The 21,242-nt window shown below is 57.8% G+C and carries 21 protein-coding genes, 1 tRNA gene and 1 pseudogene; 11 read left to right on the top strand and 12 right to left on the bottom strand.

Going from position 1 to position 21,242, the window contains the following annotated elements; translation table 11 throughout:
- Positions 1–4 precede the first annotated feature (4 nt).
- Positions 5–628: a class I SAM-dependent methyltransferase gene (locus tag IOD40_RS04395; protein WP_198474706.1), complete on the top strand. Its 624-nt coding sequence runs from the start codon at positions 5–7 to the stop codon at positions 626–628.
- Between the two features lie 22 nt (positions 629–650).
- On the opposite strand, the gene IOD40_RS04390 is transcribed toward IOD40_RS04395, so the two are convergent.
- On the bottom strand, positions 651–1,247 hold the full coding sequence (locus IOD40_RS04390; protein ID WP_198474704.1) for an IMPACT family protein: 597 nt from the start codon (positions 1,245–1,247) through the stop codon (positions 651–653).
- Between the two features lie 192 nt (positions 1,248–1,439).
- Here IOD40_RS04390 and IOD40_RS04385 point away from each other — a divergent pair, with 192 nt between their 5' ends.
- Entirely contained in the window at positions 1,440–2,486 is a 1,047-nt protein-coding gene (locus IOD40_RS04385; protein ID WP_325099667.1) for an acyltransferase family protein, read from the top strand.
- A 140-nt stretch (positions 2,487–2,626) separates the two neighbouring features.
- Here IOD40_RS04385 and IOD40_RS04380 read toward each other — a convergent pair.
- Positions 2,627–3,016 (bottom strand): annotated as a pseudogene (locus tag IOD40_RS04380) (cell wall hydrolase); the annotation flags it as partial.
- On the opposite strand from IOD40_RS04380, the gene IOD40_RS19825 reads away from it, so the two are divergent.
- A complete protein-coding gene (locus IOD40_RS19825) occupies positions 2,991–3,134 on the top strand; it encodes a hypothetical protein (RefSeq protein WP_210336811.1) in 144 nt (47 codons plus the stop codon). The pseudogene IOD40_RS04380 and the gene IOD40_RS19825 sit on opposite strands and share 26 nt — an antisense overlap.
- A gap of 99 nt (positions 3,135–3,233) precedes the next feature.
- Here IOD40_RS19825 and chrA read toward each other — a convergent pair whose 3' ends face one another.
- Together chrA and IOD40_RS04370 are read right to left on the bottom strand one after the other, a co-directional pair.
- Positions 3,234–4,424: a chromate efflux transporter gene (gene chrA, locus IOD40_RS04375; protein WP_198474700.1), complete on the bottom strand. Its 1,191-nt coding sequence runs from the start codon at positions 4,422–4,424 to the stop codon at positions 3,234–3,236.
- A 127-nt stretch (positions 4,425–4,551) separates the two neighbouring features.
- Positions 4,552–5,847, bottom strand: a complete 1,296-nt coding sequence (locus IOD40_RS04370; RefSeq protein WP_198474698.1) for a DUF2254 domain-containing protein — start codon at positions 5,845–5,847, stop codon at positions 4,552–4,554.
- Positions 5,848–6,267: 420 nt separating this feature from the next.
- Here IOD40_RS04370 and IOD40_RS04365 point away from each other — a divergent pair, with 420 nt between their 5' ends.
- From IOD40_RS04365 to IOD40_RS04350, 4 genes are all read left to right on the top strand, one after another.
- Entirely contained in the window at positions 6,268–7,029 is a 762-nt protein-coding gene (locus IOD40_RS04365) for a sulfite exporter TauE/SafE family protein (protein ID WP_198474696.1), read from the top strand.
- 892 nt (positions 7,030–7,921) lie between these two features.
- A complete protein-coding gene (locus IOD40_RS04360) occupies positions 7,922–9,691 on the top strand; it encodes an SLC13 family permease (RefSeq protein WP_198474695.1) in 1,770 nt (589 codons plus the stop codon).
- Between the two features lie 752 nt (positions 9,692–10,443).
- The gene (locus IOD40_RS04355) at positions 10,444–10,761 is read left to right on the top strand and encodes a hypothetical protein (RefSeq protein ID WP_233713839.1); all 318 of its coding nucleotides are present in this window, start codon (positions 10,444–10,446) and stop codon (positions 10,759–10,761) included.
- Positions 10,762–10,960: 199 nt separating this feature from the next.
- Positions 10,961–11,037: transfer RNA gene (locus tag IOD40_RS04350), tRNA-Arg, on the top strand.
- 162 nt (positions 11,038–11,199) lie between these two features.
- On the opposite strand, the gene IOD40_RS19980 is transcribed toward IOD40_RS04350, so the two are convergent.
- Positions 11,200–11,574, bottom strand: coding sequence for a hypothetical protein (locus tag IOD40_RS19980; RefSeq protein WP_233713838.1), 375 nt, complete (start codon positions 11,572–11,574; stop codon positions 11,200–11,202).
- On the bottom strand, positions 11,496–11,999 hold the full coding sequence (locus IOD40_RS19975) for a recombinase family protein (protein ID WP_325099666.1): 504 nt from the start codon (positions 11,997–11,999) through the stop codon (positions 11,496–11,498). The genes IOD40_RS19980 and IOD40_RS19975 overlap by 79 nt, the downstream gene beginning before the upstream one ends.
- A gap of 257 nt (positions 12,000–12,256) precedes the next feature.
- Between IOD40_RS19975 and IOD40_RS04340 the strand changes: the two genes are divergently transcribed.
- The gene (locus IOD40_RS04340) at positions 12,257–12,478 is read left to right on the top strand and encodes a hypothetical protein (RefSeq protein WP_198474693.1); all 222 of its coding nucleotides are present in this window, start codon (positions 12,257–12,259) and stop codon (positions 12,476–12,478) included.
- Positions 12,479–12,511: 33 nt separating this feature from the next.
- Here the strand turns inward: IOD40_RS04340 and IOD40_RS04335 are convergent, their stop codons facing one another.
- The gene (locus IOD40_RS04335; protein ID WP_198474691.1) at positions 12,512–12,706 is read right to left on the bottom strand and encodes a hypothetical protein; all 195 of its coding nucleotides are present in this window, start codon (positions 12,704–12,706) and stop codon (positions 12,512–12,514) included.
- Between the two features lie 315 nt (positions 12,707–13,021).
- Between IOD40_RS04335 and IOD40_RS04330 the strand changes: the two genes are divergently transcribed.
- Positions 13,022–13,267 (top strand): hypothetical protein, encoded by a 246-nt coding sequence (locus IOD40_RS04330; protein ID WP_233713837.1) that lies wholly within the window; start codon positions 13,022–13,024, stop codon positions 13,265–13,267.
- A gap of 66 nt (positions 13,268–13,333) precedes the next feature.
- On the opposite strand, the gene IOD40_RS04325 is transcribed toward IOD40_RS04330, so the two are convergent.
- From IOD40_RS04325 to IOD40_RS04315, 3 genes are all read right to left on the bottom strand, one after another.
- Positions 13,334–14,128, bottom strand: coding sequence for an ABC transporter ATP-binding protein (locus tag IOD40_RS04325; RefSeq protein ID WP_198475319.1), 795 nt, complete (start codon positions 14,126–14,128; stop codon positions 13,334–13,336).
- Between the two features lie 2 nt (positions 14,129–14,130).
- Complete coding sequence (locus tag IOD40_RS04320; RefSeq protein WP_198474689.1) at positions 14,131–15,003, bottom strand: ABC transporter permease; 873 nt, start codon at positions 15,001–15,003, stop codon at positions 14,131–14,133.
- A gap of 139 nt (positions 15,004–15,142) precedes the next feature.
- Positions 15,143–16,096, bottom strand: a complete 954-nt coding sequence (locus tag IOD40_RS04315) for an ABC transporter substrate-binding protein (RefSeq protein WP_198474687.1) — start codon at positions 16,094–16,096, stop codon at positions 15,143–15,145.
- Between the two features lie 334 nt (positions 16,097–16,430).
- On the opposite strand from IOD40_RS04315, the gene IOD40_RS04310 reads away from it, so the two are divergent.
- On the top strand, positions 16,431–17,069 hold the full coding sequence (locus tag IOD40_RS04310; RefSeq protein ID WP_198474686.1) for an outer membrane protein: 639 nt from the start codon (positions 16,431–16,433) through the stop codon (positions 17,067–17,069).
- 170 nt (positions 17,070–17,239) lie between these two features.
- Entirely contained in the window at positions 17,240–18,262 is a 1,023-nt protein-coding gene (locus tag IOD40_RS04305; protein ID WP_198475317.1) for an LLM class flavin-dependent oxidoreductase, read from the top strand.
- A 39-nt stretch (positions 18,263–18,301) separates the two neighbouring features.
- On the opposite strand, the gene IOD40_RS04300 is transcribed toward IOD40_RS04305, so the two are convergent.
- Together IOD40_RS04300 and IOD40_RS04295 are read right to left on the bottom strand one after the other, a co-directional pair.
- Positions 18,302–19,684: an FAD-binding oxidoreductase gene (locus tag IOD40_RS04300; protein WP_198474684.1), complete on the bottom strand. Its 1,383-nt coding sequence runs from the start codon at positions 19,682–19,684 to the stop codon at positions 18,302–18,304.
- A gap of 134 nt (positions 19,685–19,818) precedes the next feature.
- Positions 19,819–21,003, bottom strand: coding sequence for an alpha-hydroxy acid oxidase (locus IOD40_RS04295; protein ID WP_233713836.1), 1,185 nt, complete (start codon positions 21,001–21,003; stop codon positions 19,819–19,821).
- Positions 21,004–21,242 lie beyond the last annotated feature (239 nt).

Raw genomic sequence — 21,242 nt, 5'->3', positions numbered from 1 at the left:
CAGCATGGCGCACGAAAGAGATAATCCGGAACCGATCGTAGATTTCGTCGACGGGCCCGTCGGTCATCAGTTTCGGAGCGGCGGTGCGCGTGGTCACGCGCTTGCAAAGGCCGCTGGCCTGGTAAAGGGCGCCCGGCCGGAAATCGTCGACGCTACCGCAGGGCTTGGACGCGATGCATTTTTGCTCGCTTCGCTAGGATCAAAGGTCACGCTCATCGAGCGATCAGCGCGCATGCATGACCTTCTCGCCGCGGGTCTGGAGCGGGCGGCCCGGGAAAGCAGCGAATACGCCGAAACGATCGCCCGAATGACGCTTTTGCACGGCGATTCTCGGGAGTTATTGCCCCAGCTCGCCCCCGAAGTCGTTCTCGTCGATCCAATGCACCCGCCGCGCGGAAACTCCGCGCTGGTTAAGAAGGAAATGCGCCAGATACGCGAGATCGTAGGCAGCGATCCGGACGCCGAAGAACTTATGCGCTGTGCATTGGAGCACGCTCAATACCGGGTCGTTCTCAAATGGCCGCTTCGGGCGCCTCCAATGGAAGGCATTCGGAAGCCGTCTCATCAGATCGTCGGCAAAAGCACACGATACGACGTCTTTGTGAAGTCGAAACTTCCGACAGCATGATGACGGTGCGTCAAAGATTTAACTAAACGCCACTCACGATTTGCGCGCGTCCGCTCGTGACATCGGCCGCCACCTCCCGCACCTTCGGCTCCATTTCCGCGGGCAATCGTACATGGTGAACCACCCCATCCGGAAGGAACTCCTGCCCGCCGACGGCAACTCCGTCTAGTGCCTCAATGCGGGCACGAAGCAACGCTGCGTCACTGAAAGTGCACATGATTGAGATATTTGTCAGGTGAACCAGCGGGCGTTTTTCCGCTTCACGAAGGCACGCTGCGGCAGTGCCGCCATAGGCGCGGATAAGGCCGCCGCTGCCCAGCAGCACCCCTCCGAACCAGCGAATGACGAGTATAACGACATTGTCGAGTGCCTGCCCGTCGATCGCTTGCAGGATTGGCTTACCCGCAGTTCCGCTCGGCTCGCCGTCATCATTGAACCGGTAGCTCTGCCCGAGCCGCCACGCCCAGCAATTGTGGTTCGCCGCCGGTTCAGAATGCTGAGCAAGAAAACCCCTTGCCTCATTCTCATCCACAATCGGCGCCGCAAGAGCGAGAAAGCGGCTCTTCTTTATCTCCTGGCGGAAGCTCGAAACCTCCACGAGTATGAATCGATCCGTCATACGCCTCTCTTAACGCGAATGACGTTGGGTGTATCGCTTCACGATATATCTTGCCAATTCATTGTCGATAGACTGCCCCAAGCAGCTGAGATAGTATAACTGATACGTCTTTGATTTTTTCAGCTACTCCCGCCTCCCACGTAAGTCGACATGAGATCCTCTTCGGGACATTACTATCCAACGCTAGATCACGTGCGTGCCATTGCTGCATTTATGGTTTTCAGCTGGCACTTCATTCACGCTGGATCTGGATATCCAGTGCCTTTTGAGGGCGCCCCGAGAATATTTTTCATGTCCACTATCGACGAGGGCCATACTGGTGTCGCCCTATTCATGACAATAAGCGGTTATTTGTTCGCAAAAATACTGCACGGAAGAGATATTCTCTACTTTCCTTTCATTTTCAACCGCGCTCTGCGCTTGATCCCCCTACTTGCGTTGGTGGTTTTTATCGTCGGCGTGCAGCACTGGTTACATGGCGGAAACGTAACTGAATACGTTCGTATGGTTGCCTCCGGGCTTTACGCGCCGACGATACCGAATGGCGGCTGGTCAATCACAGTAGAGTTTCATTTCTATATAATTCTTCCGTTTCTTCTCGCGTTCTCACGACGAAGACCGCTTCTATTGTTCGCAATACTCGCCGCGTTCCTCGCTCTCCGATGCTACATGTACGCACGGGATGGAAGCATACAATGGTTCTCCTACTGGACGATAATCGGGAGAATGGACCAGTTCATCCTGGGAATGATATTTTTCCATTTCGGCCGCGTTATGCAGCAACAGCATGTACTCGCACTGCTGGCAGCGGTCTTATTCAGCGGATTCTATTGGTACTTCGACGCCTTGGGGGGCTTCTACCAAATAGGGAGCTATCCCTCATCCAACGCCATCTGGCTGATCATCCCAACCGTAGAGGGAGCAGCATACGGTGCCTTGATTGCGTACTACGACAGAAGTTACCAATGGACCTCGGAAAACCCTTGGGCCAATCTCCTAGCGAAAATTGGCGAGTGCTCTTACTCCCTATACCTTCTCCATTTCTTCTTCGTTTTCTGGATAGCCGATTTGATCCACACTCGGGTCGTGGCACTCAATAATTTTTACATTGCAACGTTTGCGTCACTGATATGCTTCCTGACGCTCGTACCCCTCGCTAGGCTAAGCTTCAGATACGTGGAGGTTCCATTCCTGAAGCTTCGGGTTAACTACGTCCGAGTGCCCCAAGCTGCCGGTTGAGCGCGTTTCATATTCAAGCCAAACCTGTTCCGTATCCTTCATTCAGCGCCGTACGAGAGGGTCATCGCTTCGAGCTCCTCGGTTCCGGCTGCAATGGCCACCGGTTTGTTTTCCACGAGACCAGCTGCAGCAAGCTCGCTTTGCTTTCGGAGGGGACCATCCAGGCGTTCTGCTCGGCTGCGTTTTTCATAAAAGGCGTTGCCGCCGGCGACGAGGACGTAGTGCATGTTCTTATAGGGGAACTTCAGGCCGGCCTGATGGAAGAACTTGGCGTTCTTGACCTTCGGGTGCCGCTCGCCTTTTAGAACCGCATCAGCGGCGGCCATGACGTCTGGCATGGCTTTGGAGTTCATCTTTCGCGTCATCACGCCCGGTGCAAACTGGTTCTTCTGACCGACGACACCGCAGATGCCATTCGGATACTCATCTGCAGCGACACGATTCATAACCACGGTACCCACCGCAACGAGTCCTTCGCGACTGGATCGATGCGACTCGAAAAACATGGCTCGCGCGAGACACTCGCGTTCCTTTGCCGAATGCGCATTTGGTCTGATCGAAGAGGTCGTCATGTCGTCCAGCAGACTGGACGTCGAGGTGCATGCTGAAAGGGCAAGCGAGACGGTGACGGCCGCCGCTGCGGCCTGAAGCGGATAGAGCACGGTGAGCCTCTCCTGACAGCCCCCGCCGTACAAGAGCTATCAAAAGGGCTATTGGGGCAAAAACGCGGCAGCCCCCTTCCGCTCGCTAATGGACCAGTTGAAGAGCCACGCCTCCAACAGAGGCGAACACCACGGCTAGGACGGGCGCGATCTTCCACGACATCAGAAGCAGAAGGCAGATCACCGCCAGCGCGAACGCTCTGACATCGTGGATGGCACTCGTGAATACCGGCGAATAGAGCGCTGCTCCAAGCACCCCCACCACCGCAGCATTTGTCCCCTGCATCAGGGATTGAGCGCTGGCTTCCCTACGCAGACGATCCCAGAACGGCAGAGCGCCCACGAGCAGCAAAAACCCAGGCAGGAATATTGCCAGGAGGGCAATAAAAGCGCCGCCCAGTCCGTTCGGCACGCCGCTTTTGACCGCACCGAGGTAAGCCGCGAAGGTGAATAGCGGGCCCGGAACTGCCTGCGCCGCTCCATAACCCGCCACGAATTGTTCCGGGGTTACCCAGCCCGTGCCAACCGTTTCTGCTTCCAGAAGAGGCAGAACCACGTGCCCTCCCCCGAAAACCAGCGATCCTGCACGATAGAACCCATCGACGACCGCAAGATACGAGTTCTGTTGGGCCAGAAGAGGAAGAGCAATCATCAAGGTCACGAAAATCGCCAGGGATGCGCTCGCTGTCCTTTGGTTAACTCCAGTTGAGAGCTGCCCCCGCTCTGACGATGCCGTACCACGATTGAACATAAGCCCCGCGACCGCACCAATAACGATAGCCGCCAGCATGCCGGTCGCTCCCTCCAGCAGGGAGACCGACGCAAGCGCGGCTACCGCGATGCTCACGCGCTCCTTGTCGGGGCAAAGGCTCCTCGCCATCCCCAGGACAGCCTGCGCGACGATCGCAACCGCGACGATCTTCAAGCCACTGAGTACGCCGATACCGATCGGACCCGTGAGGTTGACCGCAAGGGTGGCGAACAGGATCAGCAGACATGCGGAAGGAACAGTGAATGCCAGGAAGGCCATTAGCCCACCGGCCCAGCCCGCACGCATCAAACCCAATGCGAAGCCGACCTGACTTGACGCAGGCCCTGGCAAAAACTGGCAAAGGGCGACCAGATCCGCATATTCACGGTCATCCAGCCACTTTCTGCGAACGACGAGCTCATCGCGAAAATAGGCCAGATGCGCAATGGGACCGCCGAAACTGGTCAGTCCCAGCTTGAGGAAGGTCCCGAAGACCTCGCCTGCACTTCTCTCAGTGGCTCTCAATTTCCCTGCCTGCCGAACGAACCGGAATCAGATCGTTGATTACTCGGTCATCGTTGCCGACATATGTCAGCTTCTGCACCAGCCCACAGCATCGAACGCCGGTTTGGGCTGAGTGCGCATTCCCACATCAGCCGATCCGCGCGCAGCTTTGCGAGGAAGCATCCTGAACCGCTGCGATCTGCCGTACGCGTTTCATCTCCTCCGCGATGTATTGCAGATCAGACCGGATCATCTGCGATGCCTGTGCCCGTGCGAGTGCAAGCTCTGCATGCCTTGCGGCAGAAGCTCGAAAACTCTCGCCCCCCACCCTTTGCAGGGCCGCAAGAGCCTTCTGGAGGCGCACCTGAATCTCGACCAGATGTGCACCGTCACGTCCGATGATCATGAAGGCATCATCGAAGAGGTCGCCGTCAACCAGAGGCCGCAGGTGCAGCCGCGGATAGATCACGGGCTCCTCCGCCCGCCCCGTCGACCAGAGCGTCAAAAGCCGCGTGAGACGTCCGATGACGTCGAGAGCCGTCCCGGCATCGTTGGTCGCACTTGAAAGCGCTCGGGATCCGATTTCGGCCATCACAATCAGGCCGAACCGCGGATCCTGCTCAAAGCTGCGTTGCTGTGCCATGACAAACTGGCTTCGGATCTCGTCTTCGATATCCGAAGAGACCGCGCCCTCGACAAAGGCCAGGGCGACATCCTCGTAAACGAAGGCACCCGCATTCAGCGGAATGTAGATCTGCAGCTGATGCTCTTCGGCGATATCCGACAATCTTGGAATGTCCACGAACTGCACACAGCCAATGGAATTGGCTGCTATAAGCGTCGCACAGTTCGGGTGGGGCGCATCGGGCAACCACGGATGTGCACCCAGATAGGGGGTGCTGAGCCGCTCCTTGATCGCTGCCGCAGCCGCTTTCTCTACCCGCTCGATCGTTGCTCCGACGCGGCCAAGTGAGATCAGATGATTGATCCAGCGAAGAAGCTGGACGACCACCAGAGCGATAACCAGAATCGTGATCAGGAAGAGCACCGCCCTGCCGCGCTCTCCGTAGGAACCGGTGTGCAAAACGATCGTGCTGACGATCGAGAAGATAAACGCCCCGATAAAACTCGAGAGCACATTATGCGTGACGCGATCCTCCATCAGAAGCAGAGTCGCGCGCGGCGTAACATTTGACGTCACGGCCCCGAACGCGGCCGTCATAGCTCCCAGCGAGAAGGTGGTCACGGCCAGCATGCTTGAGGAGATGACGGTCAGGAGACTTGATACCGCGTCCCGGTCGATGTCCCAGGGAATCTGCCACGGGAAAAACGTTTCAGCGCCAAGAGCAGCAAAGGCTGTCAGGACGCCCAACGCGCCGTAAGCCAGAGCTTGCCACCACAACTGGCGCTTCAGCCGTCCAAGGAACCATGTCCAGTAATTCATGCAACCGCCAGAATTTATCGCCGGAACGGTCAGATGATAGCGTTTAAGCTGGCAGAGTCCACGCAGGGGCACCTGCCCGTTCACCCACTCCATCCCGTCGCTTCAGTAAGGCACTCGACCTTACAAAGAGGCACGGTCAGCCATAACCTGCGCACAATCGCATCTCATCGTCACCTTTGCCGTTGAAGCGATCGGCATCATCGTCTAAAGACGCATCTATATCCGGATGCACCCGTAGCTCAGCTGGATAGAGTGCTGCCCTCCGAACTTGGCCCAATGCCATTTCGGATTTGAACTTAAACACTTGCCGAGCAAGTCTTTCCGCTTCGCACAGATTGAGACCGACGTGCTGACGGCACGTTCCCGCCACTTGAAGGGAAGCGGCGGTGGATACGCGCCCCATGCTCCACCAGGGATCACATGCTTAACCTGACCAGCGTCGCAGCGCTCGCCGCCTTCGTGTGCATCTCATCCTACCTGCAAACCGTGACCGGCTTTGCATTCGCGTTGATATTTATGAGCGCGATCGCGACAACCAACGTTATCGGCTTTGAAGATGGCGCGATGATCGCGACCTTATTGATGCTGGTGAATGCCACGATGATCCTCGCATCGGAACGGCAGTTTGTGGCGCGGCGAGCATTTATTCAGATCGTCCCGCTTGCTTTGGCCGGAACGGTTGTCGGCGCTTTCCTTCTTCCGGGTCTTCTCGCCAGTTCGGCTGTCTGGCTGAAATTCGCACTCGGCGTCGCCGTGATCGTTTCGAGCTTGCGACTTCTGCGCATCCCGAAAGATGATCTTGCGCCGCCCCAACCCTTTGCTTTCCCGTTAAGTGGGCTAGCAAGCGGGATCATGGGTGGCCTCTTTGCAGTCCCCGGCCCGCCTATCGTCTATGCGTTGCAGCGTTATCTTGCCGATCAGCGAGAAATTCGTGCCACTCTGGTTGCAATCTTCGCTGCAATATCCGTCACCCGCGTCATTTCATCCAGCATTTCGGGCCTGCCGACTGCTGAACTTATCCATACGACCCTGATCCTCGTGCCCGCAACGATCCTCTCCACCGAAGCGGCGCGGCGATGGCCACCCCCACTCTCGCCGTATGCGGCCAGAATGCTCACCGTCTCGCTGCTCGTATTAACGGGCGCCGTGCTGATGCTCCCGGCGTTTGTGCCGATTAAATAGCCTCAAGACCCATTGCTCACAGCCAGAAGATGATGGCTGCGGCGAGAGCGATGGCTGAGAAGAAGCCCTCGGGCACCTACGTAGCGGGTATATCAGCAGTCACCGTTGTCTATGGTGACGCCAACGGACTCGCAAAATGTCGAGAAGCATAGTCGAATGCACCCATCAGTTTCCACCAAAGCTCTGAGACTGCTTCGAACGCTATTTTCAGTCTCTGAATGGCTTTCGTTTCAAACCATGCAAACGTCGCACGATTTAGGTTCGTTCTAAAAATACACCAAGATTCAATACGTTGTAGTTTCCGAACTGCGCCCGAGTTGTAAGGGATGCCGCAACCAGCCGCGTGAACACAAACACCCAAGCTGGGCGTTTTCGAGCGCTGCAAAGCGTAACCCTAAGTAGTGCGGCGTTGGACGCGACCAAAACTTGAACGAACTCCTCGGGGCTCCGCAGAAGTCACAATCCCATGATGATGATCACAGTAGACGCGGTCCGCTGAGGTTTGCGTGGCGCAAAAGCGGTAACCGCCCGTTGCTGACGGATCAACGCGAACCGGAAAGCGGCATTGATCGCGGCCTAAATTCATGAGCAGAACTTCGCCAATGGGAAATTTGTTAGTATCAAGCATAATGTTCTTCAAGTCTCCGATCGTTGCGCGAACGGCGAAATACCCGCTTCTTTACCGCAAGCGTGACGCTTCATAGGCGGCGTTGGTCTGTGCGCGATTTGGTTATGAACACTATGTAGGGTCGGGATCAGTGTTAATGAAGGCCTGTTTCTTGCTGATTATTAACATTTTACTTGCAACCAACCGCCATCTCTCTCCTCACCACCGGTTAAACGAACATGACCGACCAAACCTCACCGTAACAGATCAAAGGTCCAGCAACGCATGACAGTCGAAATTATGTTGGTGTTGGGTGTCGCCCTGATCGCCATCATTCTGTTTGCAACGGAGAAGTTGCGGATCGACGCGGTGGCACTTCTGGTGCTCTTCTCCTTAGTCATACTTGGGCTCATCAGCCCAAGCGAGGCGTTGAGCGGCTTTAGCAATCAAGCCACCGTCACAGTGGGGGCAATGTTTGTTCTGGCAGCAGGGCTTCAGAACAGCGGCGCGCTGTCCGGGATAGGCAGCTTGCTGGGACAGGCAAAATCGCCATTCCTGTTTCTCCTTGTCTTGTTCGCGGTGCTGGCTGTTGTTGCTCCCTTCGTCAACAACACGGCCGTCGTTGCCGTTTTCATGCCGCTGGTCATTACATCCGCTGCGAGCATCGGAATGTCAGCATCCAAGGCGCTCATTCCGCTGTCCTACGTGTCGCAGATGGCGGGGGTCTGCACCTTGGTTGGCACCTCAACCAATCTGTTGGTCAACGCAATGGCACAGGACTTAGGCCATCCCGGGTTCAGCATGTTTGAGTTCACGCCGCTGGGGATAATCTGCTTTTTGGCCGGATGTTTCTATCTGCTGACCGTGGGTCGATGGCTCTTGCCAGACGCGCGAGCAAATGAACTTGTCGAGCAGTATGAACTGGGAAAATACATTACCGAACTGCGCGTCTTGCCCGACTCTTCGTTGATCGGAACGTCTGTTGCTGAAGCTCGGCTTGGCAGAGATTTTGGCGTTTTCGTTCTGGAACTGCTGCGTGGGGAAAGGAAAGTTTGGTCTCCGCGGTCACAGATACTGAAAGAAGACGACATCCTGATCGCCCGGGGCGATTGGTCGAAGTTAGATCAGCTGAGGGCAAAGGCGGGACTTGAGATCAACACCGAGTTCCAGCTGAAGGCTCGGACCCTTGAGGAAGGCACGCAGCAGGTGCTGACCGAAGTGATGATTGCCCCGCGATCACGAGTCATTGGGAGCACGCTGGCGCTGCTTGACCGACGCTGGCAACACAATGCGACGGTGCTGGCCATTCATCGCCGAGGTAAAAGGTTGCGTGAGCAGCTCAAAGACGTGACTTTGAATGTCGGCGATGTCTTGCTGATGCTTACTCCCGAAGCCGAGATGAAGGCACTGCGTCGAGATTCCAATGTCATCGTGCTCAGCCAGCGGGAAGCTGACAGGCCTCGCGGCTGGCGCGCGCCCTTTGCCCTCATAACGATGGCACTAGTGATAGTCCTGTCTGCGCTCAGTTGGGTGCCCATTGCGATCACATCACTGATTGGTGCGCTGGCAATGACCCTTGCAGGCTGCCTCGATGCCGACGAGGTCTATGATGCCATCGACTGGCGTATTCTTATCCTACTAGCTGGATTGCTGCCTCTGGGTATTGCCATGTCTCAGACCGGGGCGGCCCAGTTCATCGTCGCAAACTCGATAGGTATGGTCAGTGACTTCGGCCCACTGGTAGTGTTGGCTGTCTTGTATTTGATGGCGCTACTGCTAACCGAGTTCATGAGTAATGCGGCCGCGGCTGTTTTGCTCACTCCTATCGGCATGTCCACCGCTGACATGCTCGGCGTGGATAGCACCCCCTTCCTGATAGCGGTCACATTTGCTGCCTCAACAAGTTTTGCGACGCCGGTAGGCTACCAGACCAACACCATGGTCTATAGTGCCGGTGGATACAGGTTCACTGACTTCGTTAAGGTTGGCCTTCCGCTGAATCTGCTCTTTTGGGTGCTAGGCGTCATCTTCATCCCTGTGTTCTGGTCGTTCTGATTCCTGTCCAGTTCTATACGCCCCCGCAGATGTCTGATCGTGCTATTTCTTTGATCTTCGAGCAGCCTATGCCACGACTCATACTTGCTCGCGCACCGGCGACAGGGGTCGAATCTGTTACATCGCCACCTCATTCGGACCCCGTCAGTTCCACGATGTTGCGCAGCGTCTGAGAGAAGCAGTGAACTTCTGCGCGAACGGACGCGAAGCCAGCCGGCGCTCACCCCTGCGTCTAAAGAAGCGCCCCCTCACTACGGCGTGTGATCAGCTCCTGTCGTGACCTTATGCCTGGTCGGCGACCTCAGTGCATCCAGTGCAGAGGCATGGTGATCCTTGGCTCCCCCTCACTACCCCCCCGGCAACACCACCGGCTTCGGAACCGTGACCTCCACACAGCGGCTCACGCCCATCCGCGCAATGCGGTGCAACAGCGTGTCAGGGGAGCTCGCTGGCTGGCTCCAATCCCAATCGCTCAAAGTTCCAAGACACAACGCTCGGACGGCGCCACCAAGCGCCTCCTGCGACAACCAGCGCGACCGGCATGATACGACGCTGGGCGAACGGGCATCCAACTGTGGCGTCATTCAAGCTTGTCACCTCATCGCCGAACGGTATTCTCGGACTCTCGACGAAAGGGGGGGACTACTGTGAACACTTTACTCCGCCTAGCATGCCTGTTGGTCATCACTGCTTGGACAACAAACACCGCCGTCGCACAGTCAATTACTCGCTCTGAGCCAGCCGGGGAGGAATTGATCGAAAGCTACGTAGCCCATATCGGACGCCGAGATCTATTTAACTCCAACGGCGCTCGATTAACGGAGCCGTGGCAGATCCTCCGTCAGGACCGGGCCAACTTTCATCGCTTCGGAGTTAAGGACGCTGGTGATGAAGGGGATAGCTTCTTCGGGAATGCGAACAACCGAGCTGCTCTTGAGAATATGCTTCGAAATGGCTCGATCTCGGCACAAGCGGCACGCGACATCGTCCGCGGGGGCGCAATGGTGTTGGTCGAGATTTACGGACGCGGAAATGTCGGGCGATCGGTGGTTGTAACGGTCGCCCGCTAGGAAAAGAGGTGTCACCGCTCCGGCACATCCCGGCCACACCCGGCCCACCCCATCCAGCTGTTTCCTGAACTCTGGCGCACCCGACAGGATACGAACTTGTGACCTCTGCCGCTCAGGATACGCACATTCCCACGCATAGTTCGCGTTAATCCATTGAAGCCCGGCGCGTGATCGTCTAAAGACGCATCTATATCCGGATGCACCCGTAGCTCAGCTGGATAGAGTGCTGCCCTCCGAAGGCAGAGGTCACAGGTTCGAATCCTGTCGGGTGCGCCATTTCCGAACAAAACTGGGCACTCCTGCGGGAGAGGCTCTGCCGCCCATCACCAGTCCTTCCAGAATCCTTCTTCGCCCGTGGATACGGACTTCGGAGTCGTCGACTTCGACATTGTCGACCATGGCGCGGAGATAGGCGCGGCGGAATGGAATTGAGCCGTTCTAGATATTGTCGCGCATGATGGCCGTGAAGGCAGCGATCTTGTCTTGCGTGATCCGGGCTTCGGGCCGCAGTTCTGTGAGAGTGCGATCAAGGGTAACCTGCGCGATATCGCGCTCCGTCTTGATTGCGGTGATGCGGTCTTTGAGGGGTTCCTCGGAGGGGTCGGCGATGCCATTTTCGATGGCGTCGTAGAGGCGCTTTAGGCGCGCTTCTGTGTCGCTGAGGTTCTTTCTGAGATTGGCCACGCGGTCGGTGTAATCGGCACTGCGGTTGGCCTGGCGTTCGATCAGGCCGGTCAGCAGTTTTTCAACACGTTGAGGTGCCAGGAGCCGGTCCGTAATGCGGTCGGTGACGATTGTATCGAGCTTGTCCATTGGCATTGAGCGGCCTTGCAGGCGCTCTTACCCTTTTGGGCGCAGGTGGCGCAGGCATAGTAGCGATAGCGCCCGGACTTGCCGGTTGTGAGGCTCATGCCGCCTTGGCAACTGGCGCAAGTCGCTAATCCGGTCAGGAGAATGGGACCGGTTACGGTGCGTGGCGGCGTGGCTTTGGGGTTTCTGGCCTTGAGGGCAGCCTGCAGATTGTCGAAGGTCGTTGTATCGATGATCGGCTCGACGGGGACCATGATCTGCTCTGCTGCGGGATTGTCTTCTTTGGTCTTCCAGATTTTGCAATTGAAGCGGTATTCGCCCTTATAGACGGTGCTGGTGAGCAGATTGTGTAAAGGCCCAATGCCCCATCGCGCGCCCTGACGCGTGCGGTAGCCGTGATCGTTGAGCCAGTTCGCAACAGCTTTCACTGATCGGCTTGGTGCTTTTCGTGCCCAGATATTCCGTTTCCCAGAGAACAAACTCTTCTGGCATCTGAACCCGTACAAAAGCGTCGAGTTCAAGCAGGGGATGTTCTCTATGATCTTTCATTGCGATCTCCATCGATTGGTGATGGGATCAATATGAGGCGCTTCCGCGTCCTGATCCGCGTGGAAACAACGAGGTTTTCTCTTGCAGATACGTGCAGTAACCTGATTGACACACATTACGCCGGTGGAGTTCAGCGATGGCAGAAAATGACGAATTCGGGCGGCATGAGGTCCTGCACATGGCGGCGTTCCTGACGCGCACCGTCGCCAGCGAACTGGCCGCACATCCCCAGGTCAATGCCAATCCGGAATGGCTCGCCCTTGCCGACGAGGCTGGACGCTCCCTTGAGGCACTCTATCAGGCCGTCGGTGCCGTACATCTGGATCAGGCGCATCCTGATCCAGATGCCGCAAACTGAGCCCAAACCCGGCGCTGTCGCACCGGGCCCGGCCTAGAAACGCGGGGCAAGAGCCTGCTGCTTCTGCCGGATCACCCGGCGGATCGCATCCAGGCTTGCAGCCGTGAGGCGGTGAGCCTCTGAGCCCGGCTGTGCCTGCGCGAGAGCGCATTGAACTTGATGTTGCATGACGTGCAGTTCCGCCAGTGAGCGACCTTGCAAATCGGCGATGGTGATAAGACGAGACAATGTATTCCTCCTTCGTTCGGAGGCCCCGTCCATCGGGGCCTTGCGGCCCCGGACACACAACATCATCGGGGGATGGACCCGATGGACGGGCTGGAGAAGGAAGAAGAGGGAGGGAATGCTCGGCATAACCGGAGTGGATCAAAAGCGTTGCGCGATGGCGGATGGCGCAAAGTGCGCGGCAGGTTTCATAGCGCTCAAGACCGCAGAGTTCTGCGGTTTTCCGGGATCTCAAATTTGCGGATTGTCGGCAAAGAGCGATATAATGGAGCTATATTTGGAGTTTTGTTTTTACTACTGAGATTTTAATAATGGATATTGGCAAAGCAGATCAGATTGCTGGGCGAGCTAAGCTTCAAAGAGATGCGTCAGGCCCTATTCGAGGCCCTCAATGAAATCGAGGACGAGTATGCAATCCGCTTTTCGCGGGGCGCGGTCTTGTTCATCAACCCGACCGACGGCTGCGACGAAAATGTCGTCCCCCGCAATCGGTTGAGCCGAGAGGTTACACGAGTGACCAAGAAGGGACCTTATCGCTCGGCAGCGGATGAATATTGTCCGTGAGCTGATGGGGATGGAAGGGAGGTGCGGATGAAGATCCCGCATTACTTCCGGATCGGGGGCTATGATTCAGCCGATCAGCAGTTCATCATCATCGAGAGTTTGGCCTCGGATCTGGCGGAACATGTTGATGAGATCCTCGATCTGCAGGCCCTTGCGTTCGTCGCCGCTGACGTCGAGAACGATCTCGCCCGCGTGGAGCATGATCGTGCGGTGGCCGAAATCGAGAGCCTGGCGCATCGAGTGCGTCACCATCATTGTGGTCAGCTTGCGCTCTTCAACGAAGCGGTCCGTGAGCTTCATCACAAACTCCGCCATGCCGGGGTCGAGAGCCGCCGTATGCTCATCAAGAAGCAGCATCTGCGAGCCGGTCAGTGTTGCCATCACGAGTGAGACGGCCTGACGCTGGCCACCGGACAACATGTCCATCCGGTCGCCAAGGCGATCTTCCAGCCCCAGATTGAGCTCAGCAATCCGCTCCCGGAACATTTCCCGCCGGTTGGAGCTCAACGCCATTGCAAGCCCGCGACGCTTGCCGCGGCGCTCGGCCAAGGCAAGATTTTCCTCAATGGTAAGCGTGCCGCAGCTGCCCGCCAGCGGATCCTGGAATACGCGCGCGACAATTTCCGCGCGGTGCACTGTCGGCTTGCGGGTGACATCGGTCGTGCCGATCATCACCTTGCCAGTGGTTGGCGCAATGTCGCCTGTGAGGATACCAAGCAATGTAGATTTGCCGGCGCCGTTCGAGCCGATGACCGTGACGAACGATCCGTCCTCGATCTCGAGATTGATCCCGTTCAGCGCCCGCTTCTCCAGAGGAGTGCCCTTGCCGAATACGACCTCGATGTCCTTCAGAGAAATCATCATCAACCTCCGCGACGCAGACGCGGCAGAACAAGCGCGAATGTGACGAGCACGGCCGTGACCAGATTGAGATCTGACGCCTGCAGGCCGAGCACGTCGCTGGAAAGCGCAAGCTGAATAGCAATGCGATAAATGATCGAGCCGATGACGCAACCTATCAGGGCGATCAGGATGCCACGCGCTCCGAGCAGCGTCTCGCCGATGATGACAGCTGCCAGACCAACCACGATCGTGCCGACGCCAGATGTCACGTCCGCAAAGCCATTGGTCTGCGCAAACAGCGCGCCGCCAAGAGCCACCAGAGCGTTGGAAATCGCCATGCCGAGATAGATCTGCCGTGATGTATCGACGCCTTGCGCACGTGCCATCTTCGGATTGGCGCCAGTCGCCCGCATGGCAAGGCCGGAATCGCTTTCAAGAAAACGCCAGACTGCGAAGAGCGCGATGATGACAAGCACTGCTATGAAGATCGGCCTGACCATGAATTCGCGCAAGCCCAGCCCGAAGAATGGAGACAGCATGGTCTCTTCATTGATCAGCGCCACATTCGGCCGGCCCATGACACGCAAATTGACCGAGAAGAGCGCGATCATGGTCAGGATCGATGCAAGAAGATGCAGGATCTTGAAACGGACGTTGAGGACTGCGGTCACCAGGCCCGCGGCAGCACCGGCGACCATCGCGCAGAGCGCCGCGATCCACGGATTGACGCCGGCGATGATCAAAACCGCCGTCACCGCAGCACCGAGCGGGAACGAACCATCCACCGTCAGATCAGGGAAATCGAGAACCCGGAAGGCCAGGTAAACACCAATAGCAACAAATGAGTAGACGAGGCCGAGTTCCACGGCGCCCCAAAGCGCGATCTGGCTCACGATTGTCTGCCTTTCCGTGGCATGCTCACCTCAACTGCTTTCCGCCCGCGCGGGCTTGGCCAGCCGCAGCAACGGCTCAACGGCGGCCCCTTAAAGCTGCGAAATGCCGGGCGATCGCAGGACCGCCCGGCAAGGCTTGTTACTCGATAATCTTGGTAGCGCGGGAAAGAACACTTTCCGGCAGCTCGATGCCAACCTTCGCAGCGCGCTGCTTGTTGACCACAAGGTCGGTGCCCTCAGCGACATTCACCGAAATATCGCCCGGGTTCTCGCCCTTCAGGATCCGCACGACAACTTCACCGGTCTGCTTGCCGACATCGTAATAGTTGAAGCCGAGTGCAGCGACCGAGCCGCGATTGACGGAATCGGTGTCGGCTGTGAACAACGGCATACCAGCTTCCTCAGCCACGGAGATCGCCGACTCCAGCGCGGAAATGATCGTGTTATCCGTCGGGACGTAGATCGCATCTGCGCGGCCGATCAGGGCACGGGTTGCACCCTGCACTTCTGCGGTCTTAGTGGCGGCGGACTCGACAACGGTAATTCCGGCTGCTTCGGCGGCTTCCTTGAGGATCTCAAGCAGGGAAACCGAGTTCGCCTCGCCCGAATTGTAGAGATAGCCGATGGTCTTCACATCGGGCATGATCTCCTTGATCAGATCGACATGCGCAGCCACAGGCGACATATCGGAAAGACCAGTGACGTTGCCGCCAGGCTTTTCCATGTCCTTAACCAGCTGTGCGCCGAGCGGATCGGTGACAGCGGTGAAAACAACCGGAATGTCGCGCGTTGCCGAGACAACCGCCTGTGCGGACGGTGTCGAAATCGGAACGATCACGTTCGGCTCGTCGCCAACGAATTGCCGAGCGATCTGGGCAGCGGTAGCAGGGTTACCCTGGGCCGACTGATAAACGAATTTCAGGCCCTCGCCTTCCTTGTAGCCGGCCTCAGCCAGTGCATCCTTGACGCCATCGCGAACCGCATCAAGCGACGGGTGCTCAACGATCGCCGTCACCGCGACAGTTACATCCTCGGCCTGCGCGGGAAGCACCAGAGCAGCGCTGGCCGCCAGTGCAAGAAACAAAGCTTTCATAGTAAGTCCCCTCCAATAGTGGCTGCACCGAGGTCTATTTCATTATCACCGGCAAAGGAAGATCGCAGGACCAGATTCTACCCAACTAGACAGGGTGAATCCGCCGGCCGACACACCCTTGCTCCAGAATGGTTCTGCCCGTTGGTGCAACCGCTTCCGGCTTCCGGCTTCCGGCTTCCGATTCCAGCTTTTCACGGAACAAGATGGACCGCCCGTCTTCCGGGCTTCGCTCGTCTTTCGGTGGTAAGTTGCAACAATGTTACAGACAACAACAGTGCAGATGCTATCCTGCTCTTCAGAGGGGCATGATTTCTTTTGGTAAGAAGGACACCAAATGAAGAAGTTAGCACTCACCGCTTCAATTTTGGCAGCTGCGTCGACTTCGGCTTTCGCCGCCGACGTAGCTTATGAAGAGCCAGCACCTTACACGCCGCCGGTTGCAACTGTTTACGACTGGACCGGCGTCTATGTCGGTATTCAAGGGGGGTATGTCTGGACCACTCTGACCGACCCGCTGGACGTCGACGAGGACTTTGACGGCGGCACGCTCGGTGCGCTTGTCGGCGCCAATTGGCAAAACGGCAATATCGTCTTCGGTGTCGAAGGCGACATCAACTACACCTGGAACGAGAACGACTACCTGTTCGGCAACACCGCAGTCGAAGTGGGAACGGACTGGTCCGGTTCGCTGCGCGCGCGTCTCGGCTACGCGATGGACCGCACGCTGCTTTACGCTACGGGCGGCCTTGCACTTGCCAATGGCTACGTAAACGTTGTCGGCGTTGGCGAGGAAAGCGAGACCCTGACCGGGTGGACGATCGGCGCAGGCATCGAGCACGCCTTTACCGACACCTGGACCGCCCGCCTTGAGTATCGCTACTCGGATTACGGCAGCGATGACTTCGGGCTCGGTGTCGGCGATTTCGATGTCAGCGACCACACCGTTCGGGTTGGCATGAGCTACAAGTTCTGAACCTCCAATCAGGACACCTTGCAGGCCGGTTTTCCGGCCTCCTTTTTATTTGGTGCCTGGTCATCCATTCGATGCTCGATCCCGTGAAGCAATACGGAACTCTATTCATGAACAGTGCGTGCATTGACGGGTGACTTAACGCAAGGACCAGCGCGGCCTAAATGAATAGCATGAAAAAAATCGGCTTTCTCTCCTTCGGCCATTGGTCGCCCTCCCCTCAATCCGAAACGCGTTCCGCGTCGGACACGCTTCTGCAATCAATCGATCTCGCCGTTGCGGCTGAGGAGATTGGCGTCGATGGCGCTTACTTCCGCGTCCATCACTTTGCTCGCCAGCTGGCGTCGCCATTCCCCCTCCTCGCAGCGATCGGCGCTCGCACAAGCCGGATCGAGATCGGCACGGGCGTGATCGACATGCGTTACGAGAACCCGCTTTATATGGCGGAAGACGCTGGAGCCGCTGATCTTATTGCCGGCGGCCGCCTGCAGCTTGGCATCAGCCGTGGCTCGCCGGAACAAGTCATCGATGGCTGGCGCCACTTCGGCTATGAGCCTGCCGAAGGTGAGACCGACGCTGACATGGCGCGGCGCCACGCGGAAGTGTTTCTGAATGTCATCGAAGGAAACGGCTTCGCGCGCCCGAATCCACGTCCGATGTTCCCCAATCCTCCCGGTCTGTTGCGTTTGGAGCCCCATTCCGAAGGGCTGCGCAATCGGATCTGGTGGGGCGCAGGTACCAATGCGACCGCCGAGTGGGCTGCCAAGCTGGGGATGAACCTTCAGAGCTCCACCCTGAAGACGGACGAAAGCGGCAAACCGTTTCATATTCAGCAAGCGGAGCAGATCCGCGCCTACCGTGCGGCCTGGAAGGACGCTGGTCACGCGCACGAGCCACGCGTCTCCGTCAGCCGTTCGATTTTCGCGATAGTTGACGAACGCGACCGTGCCTATTTCGGCCATGGCACGAAGGAGCAGGACACCATCGGCTTCATCGAGGAAAACAACCGAGCCGTCTTCGGCCGCTCCTATGCGGCAGAGCCTGATGCCCTCATCAAGCAACTGGCGCAGGATGAAGCTATTGCGGAAGCTGATACCCTGCTTCTCACCGTTCCGAACCAGCTCGGCGTCGACTACAACGCCCATGTTCTGGAGTCGATCTTGAAGCACGTTGCGCCAGCACTTGGCTGGCGCTGATCAAGCCAAAGGCTTACCGGAAATTTTGGGGCAGCGGCGCTAGCCTTCCTGCCCCAATTTTCCGGGGTTCATAATACCTGCGGGGTCGAGCGCGAGCTTTATGCGCTTCATCGCCTCGACAGCCGCATCACCATGTTCGCGGCGCAGGAACTTCAACTTGCCGATCCCGATGCCATGCTCGCCGCTGACGGTCCCGCCGCTGGCCAGCGCACGCTCAGCAGATCGATCTGCAAGCCGTGCTGCCTCCGCGAGTTCGGCCTCATCATTTGGATCCACCAGATAGCCCGCGTGGAAATTCCCGTCTCCGGCATGAGCGATGATCTGCCCTTCAAGCGGCGATGCCTCGATGTCCGCCAGGCCCGCAACGATGTTTTCTGCGAGCTTCGAGATCGGAACGCAAATATCGCTGGTGTAAATTTCGCAACCGGTGCGTCGTGCTTTGATCGCCCAATAATGATTGTGACGCGCCTGCCAAAGGCGGGCTCGCTCCTCCGCATCGGTGGACCATTGGAAATTTGAGCCGCCATTTGCTGCAGCAATCTCCGCAACGATCGTGGATTGCTCCTCCACCCACGCCGGCGTTCCCTCAAATTCAAAAAAGAGGGTTGGCGCAACCTTCAGGTCCATGCCCGAATAAAGGTTCGTGCTCTCGATGGAATAGGTGTCGAGAAACTCAACGCGCCCCACCGGGATTCCGTACTGAACCGTCTCTTGAACGGTTGCGATTGCTCCCTCGACCGTTTCAAAGGCGCAAATCGCCGAGGCCACCTGCTCCGGTACCGGATGCAGGCGGACCGTCAATTCTGTGATGACGCCGAGAGTGCCCTCCGAGCCCACAAAAAGATGAGTCAGATCGTACCCGGTCGAAGACTTTTTCGCCCGCGAGCCGGTTTTGACGACTTCGCCGTCTGCAGTCACGGCCCGCAGAGCCAGGACGTTTTCACGCATCGTTCCGTAGCGCACCGCGGCGGTGCCACTGGCCCGTGTTGAAGCCATGCCGCCCAGCGTGGCATCCGCGCCGGGATCAACCGGGAACGTAAGCCCAAGTGCGCGCAGTTCGGTGTTGAGTTGCTTGCGGGTCACACCCGGCTGAACGACGGCCAGCGCGTCTTCAGCAACAATTTCAATGATGCCGTTCATATCGCGCGTGCTCAGACAGATACCGCCATGGATCGGGATGGTGTGCCCCTCCATCGAGGATCCCGCGCCGTAAGGAACAATGGGCACGCCGTATTTGCCACAGGCCCGCACAATCTCCTGCACTTCCTGCTCTGTGCGCGGGAAGACGACCGCATCGGGCATTGAGGCAGCATGGCTGGACATGTCACGGCTATGGTGTTCACGAACTGCCGTAGCTGTAACCAATCGCTCGCCAAGGAGTGGCTTGAGAGCTTCAATAACTTGCGCTGCGTTGTGTGACATTTTCGATCCTGGTCGTGCGAACAGCAAAGACGCCGGCGTCCTCAGCAGTCAGCACGGCTTGCGCGCGAGAACTCGCACGCAAGCTTGGTCTATTTCAATAGGCGTGTTTCGATCGGTGAGACGTCACGTATCGCTCAAACGTCCTGAATGCCGAACTCTGCCAGGCTCCAGGCTCCTGGATGTCTGACAGCAAGCTGCCGCGCTCCTTCGAGCGTGTCTGCTCCGCTTTGAGCCAACGCAACGCGCAATTCTTCATGGAGGATGTGCGCTACATGACGGGCACCGTCGGTCCCGAGCGCGGCCAGACCGTACATAAACGCACGCCCGACGAGAACACCGTCCGCGCCACAGGCAATTGCCTTCACCACATCCGTCCCGGACATGACCCCGCTATCCATCAGCACGGTGAGCTTGTCGCCAACAGCAGCTCGAATGGCAGGCAGAACATCTATTGTTGCAGGCGACGGGTCGAACTGTCGCCCCCCGTGATTGGAAACAACGATGCCATCTACACCGGCCGCTACCGCTTCCAGCGCGTCAGCGGGATGCATGATCCCCTTCACCAGCAAAGGCTTCTTCCACAGATCGCGGATACGCCGAACGGTATCCCACGTCACACCCGCTCCGGCCTTGTTGTTCCTAACGAAGGCTTCGAGTTCATCTCGCCCGGCGCCCGGCGTGCAGTATGGCCGTATATTGGCAAGAGTCGGCATACCTTCACGCGCCACCGCCGAAAGCCAGGCTGGGCGCGAGAGCATCGCAAGAATTTTCTCCGGCGTCAGCTTCATCTTCGGCAGGAGGCCGTTGCGCATGTCGCGAACGCGGCGCGGCGGAGATGGAATATCGACCGTCAAGGCGAGAACTCCTGCGCCAGCCTTCTCGGCCCGCCGCACAAGGTCGAACGAGACATCGTGATCGTTATCGGCGAACGCGTAAAGCTGAAACCAGGCGTTATCGGGTGCGATCCCAGCGACCTCTTCGATCGAGGCGGTTGCCATCGTCGATGGCATGTAGGCGATGCCGAGATCGCGCGCCGTGGCCGCAAGGATCCGGGTAGCTCCGGGCCAAATGGCTCCATCCATGCCGATAGGCGATATCACCACAGGGGACGCCAATTCCCGCCCGAACATTGTTGCCCGGATATCCACCGAAGAAATTGGACCGCCATATCTTGGGGCAAGCTCTACCTCGCGAATCGCGCGATAGTTCCGCTCACAGGAAAGCTCATCACCGGTCCCGCCCTTGAGGAAGTCGAACGCAAAATAAGGAATACGCCGCCTGGCCGGCTCCACCAGATCGGCGACCGTGGGGTAGCGCATGCTCCATTTCGCCAACCGCGATTGTCTGCTTCCCACCTCACGTCCTCCCAGATTCATGCGATGAAACCCATCGTTTGCCCTATATGGTGTATACACCATGTCGTCCAGAGGACATCGAAGGTCGCCTTCCCGCCCCGCAGAGACAGCTCGGAGAAAATGGGGCAACAGCGCAAAAAACGAGCGCTAGCCCGTCTCCCAGCTTGTTTTAGGACATCACATGTGGTGTTACTGCTTTGCAT

The organism is Aquamicrobium zhengzhouense, assembly GCF_016124105.1.
GTDB classification, from domain to species: domain Bacteria; phylum Pseudomonadota; class Alphaproteobacteria; order Rhizobiales; family Rhizobiaceae; genus Aerobium; species Aerobium zhengzhouense.
This window is presented reverse-complemented; position numbering and strand designations above follow the sequence as displayed.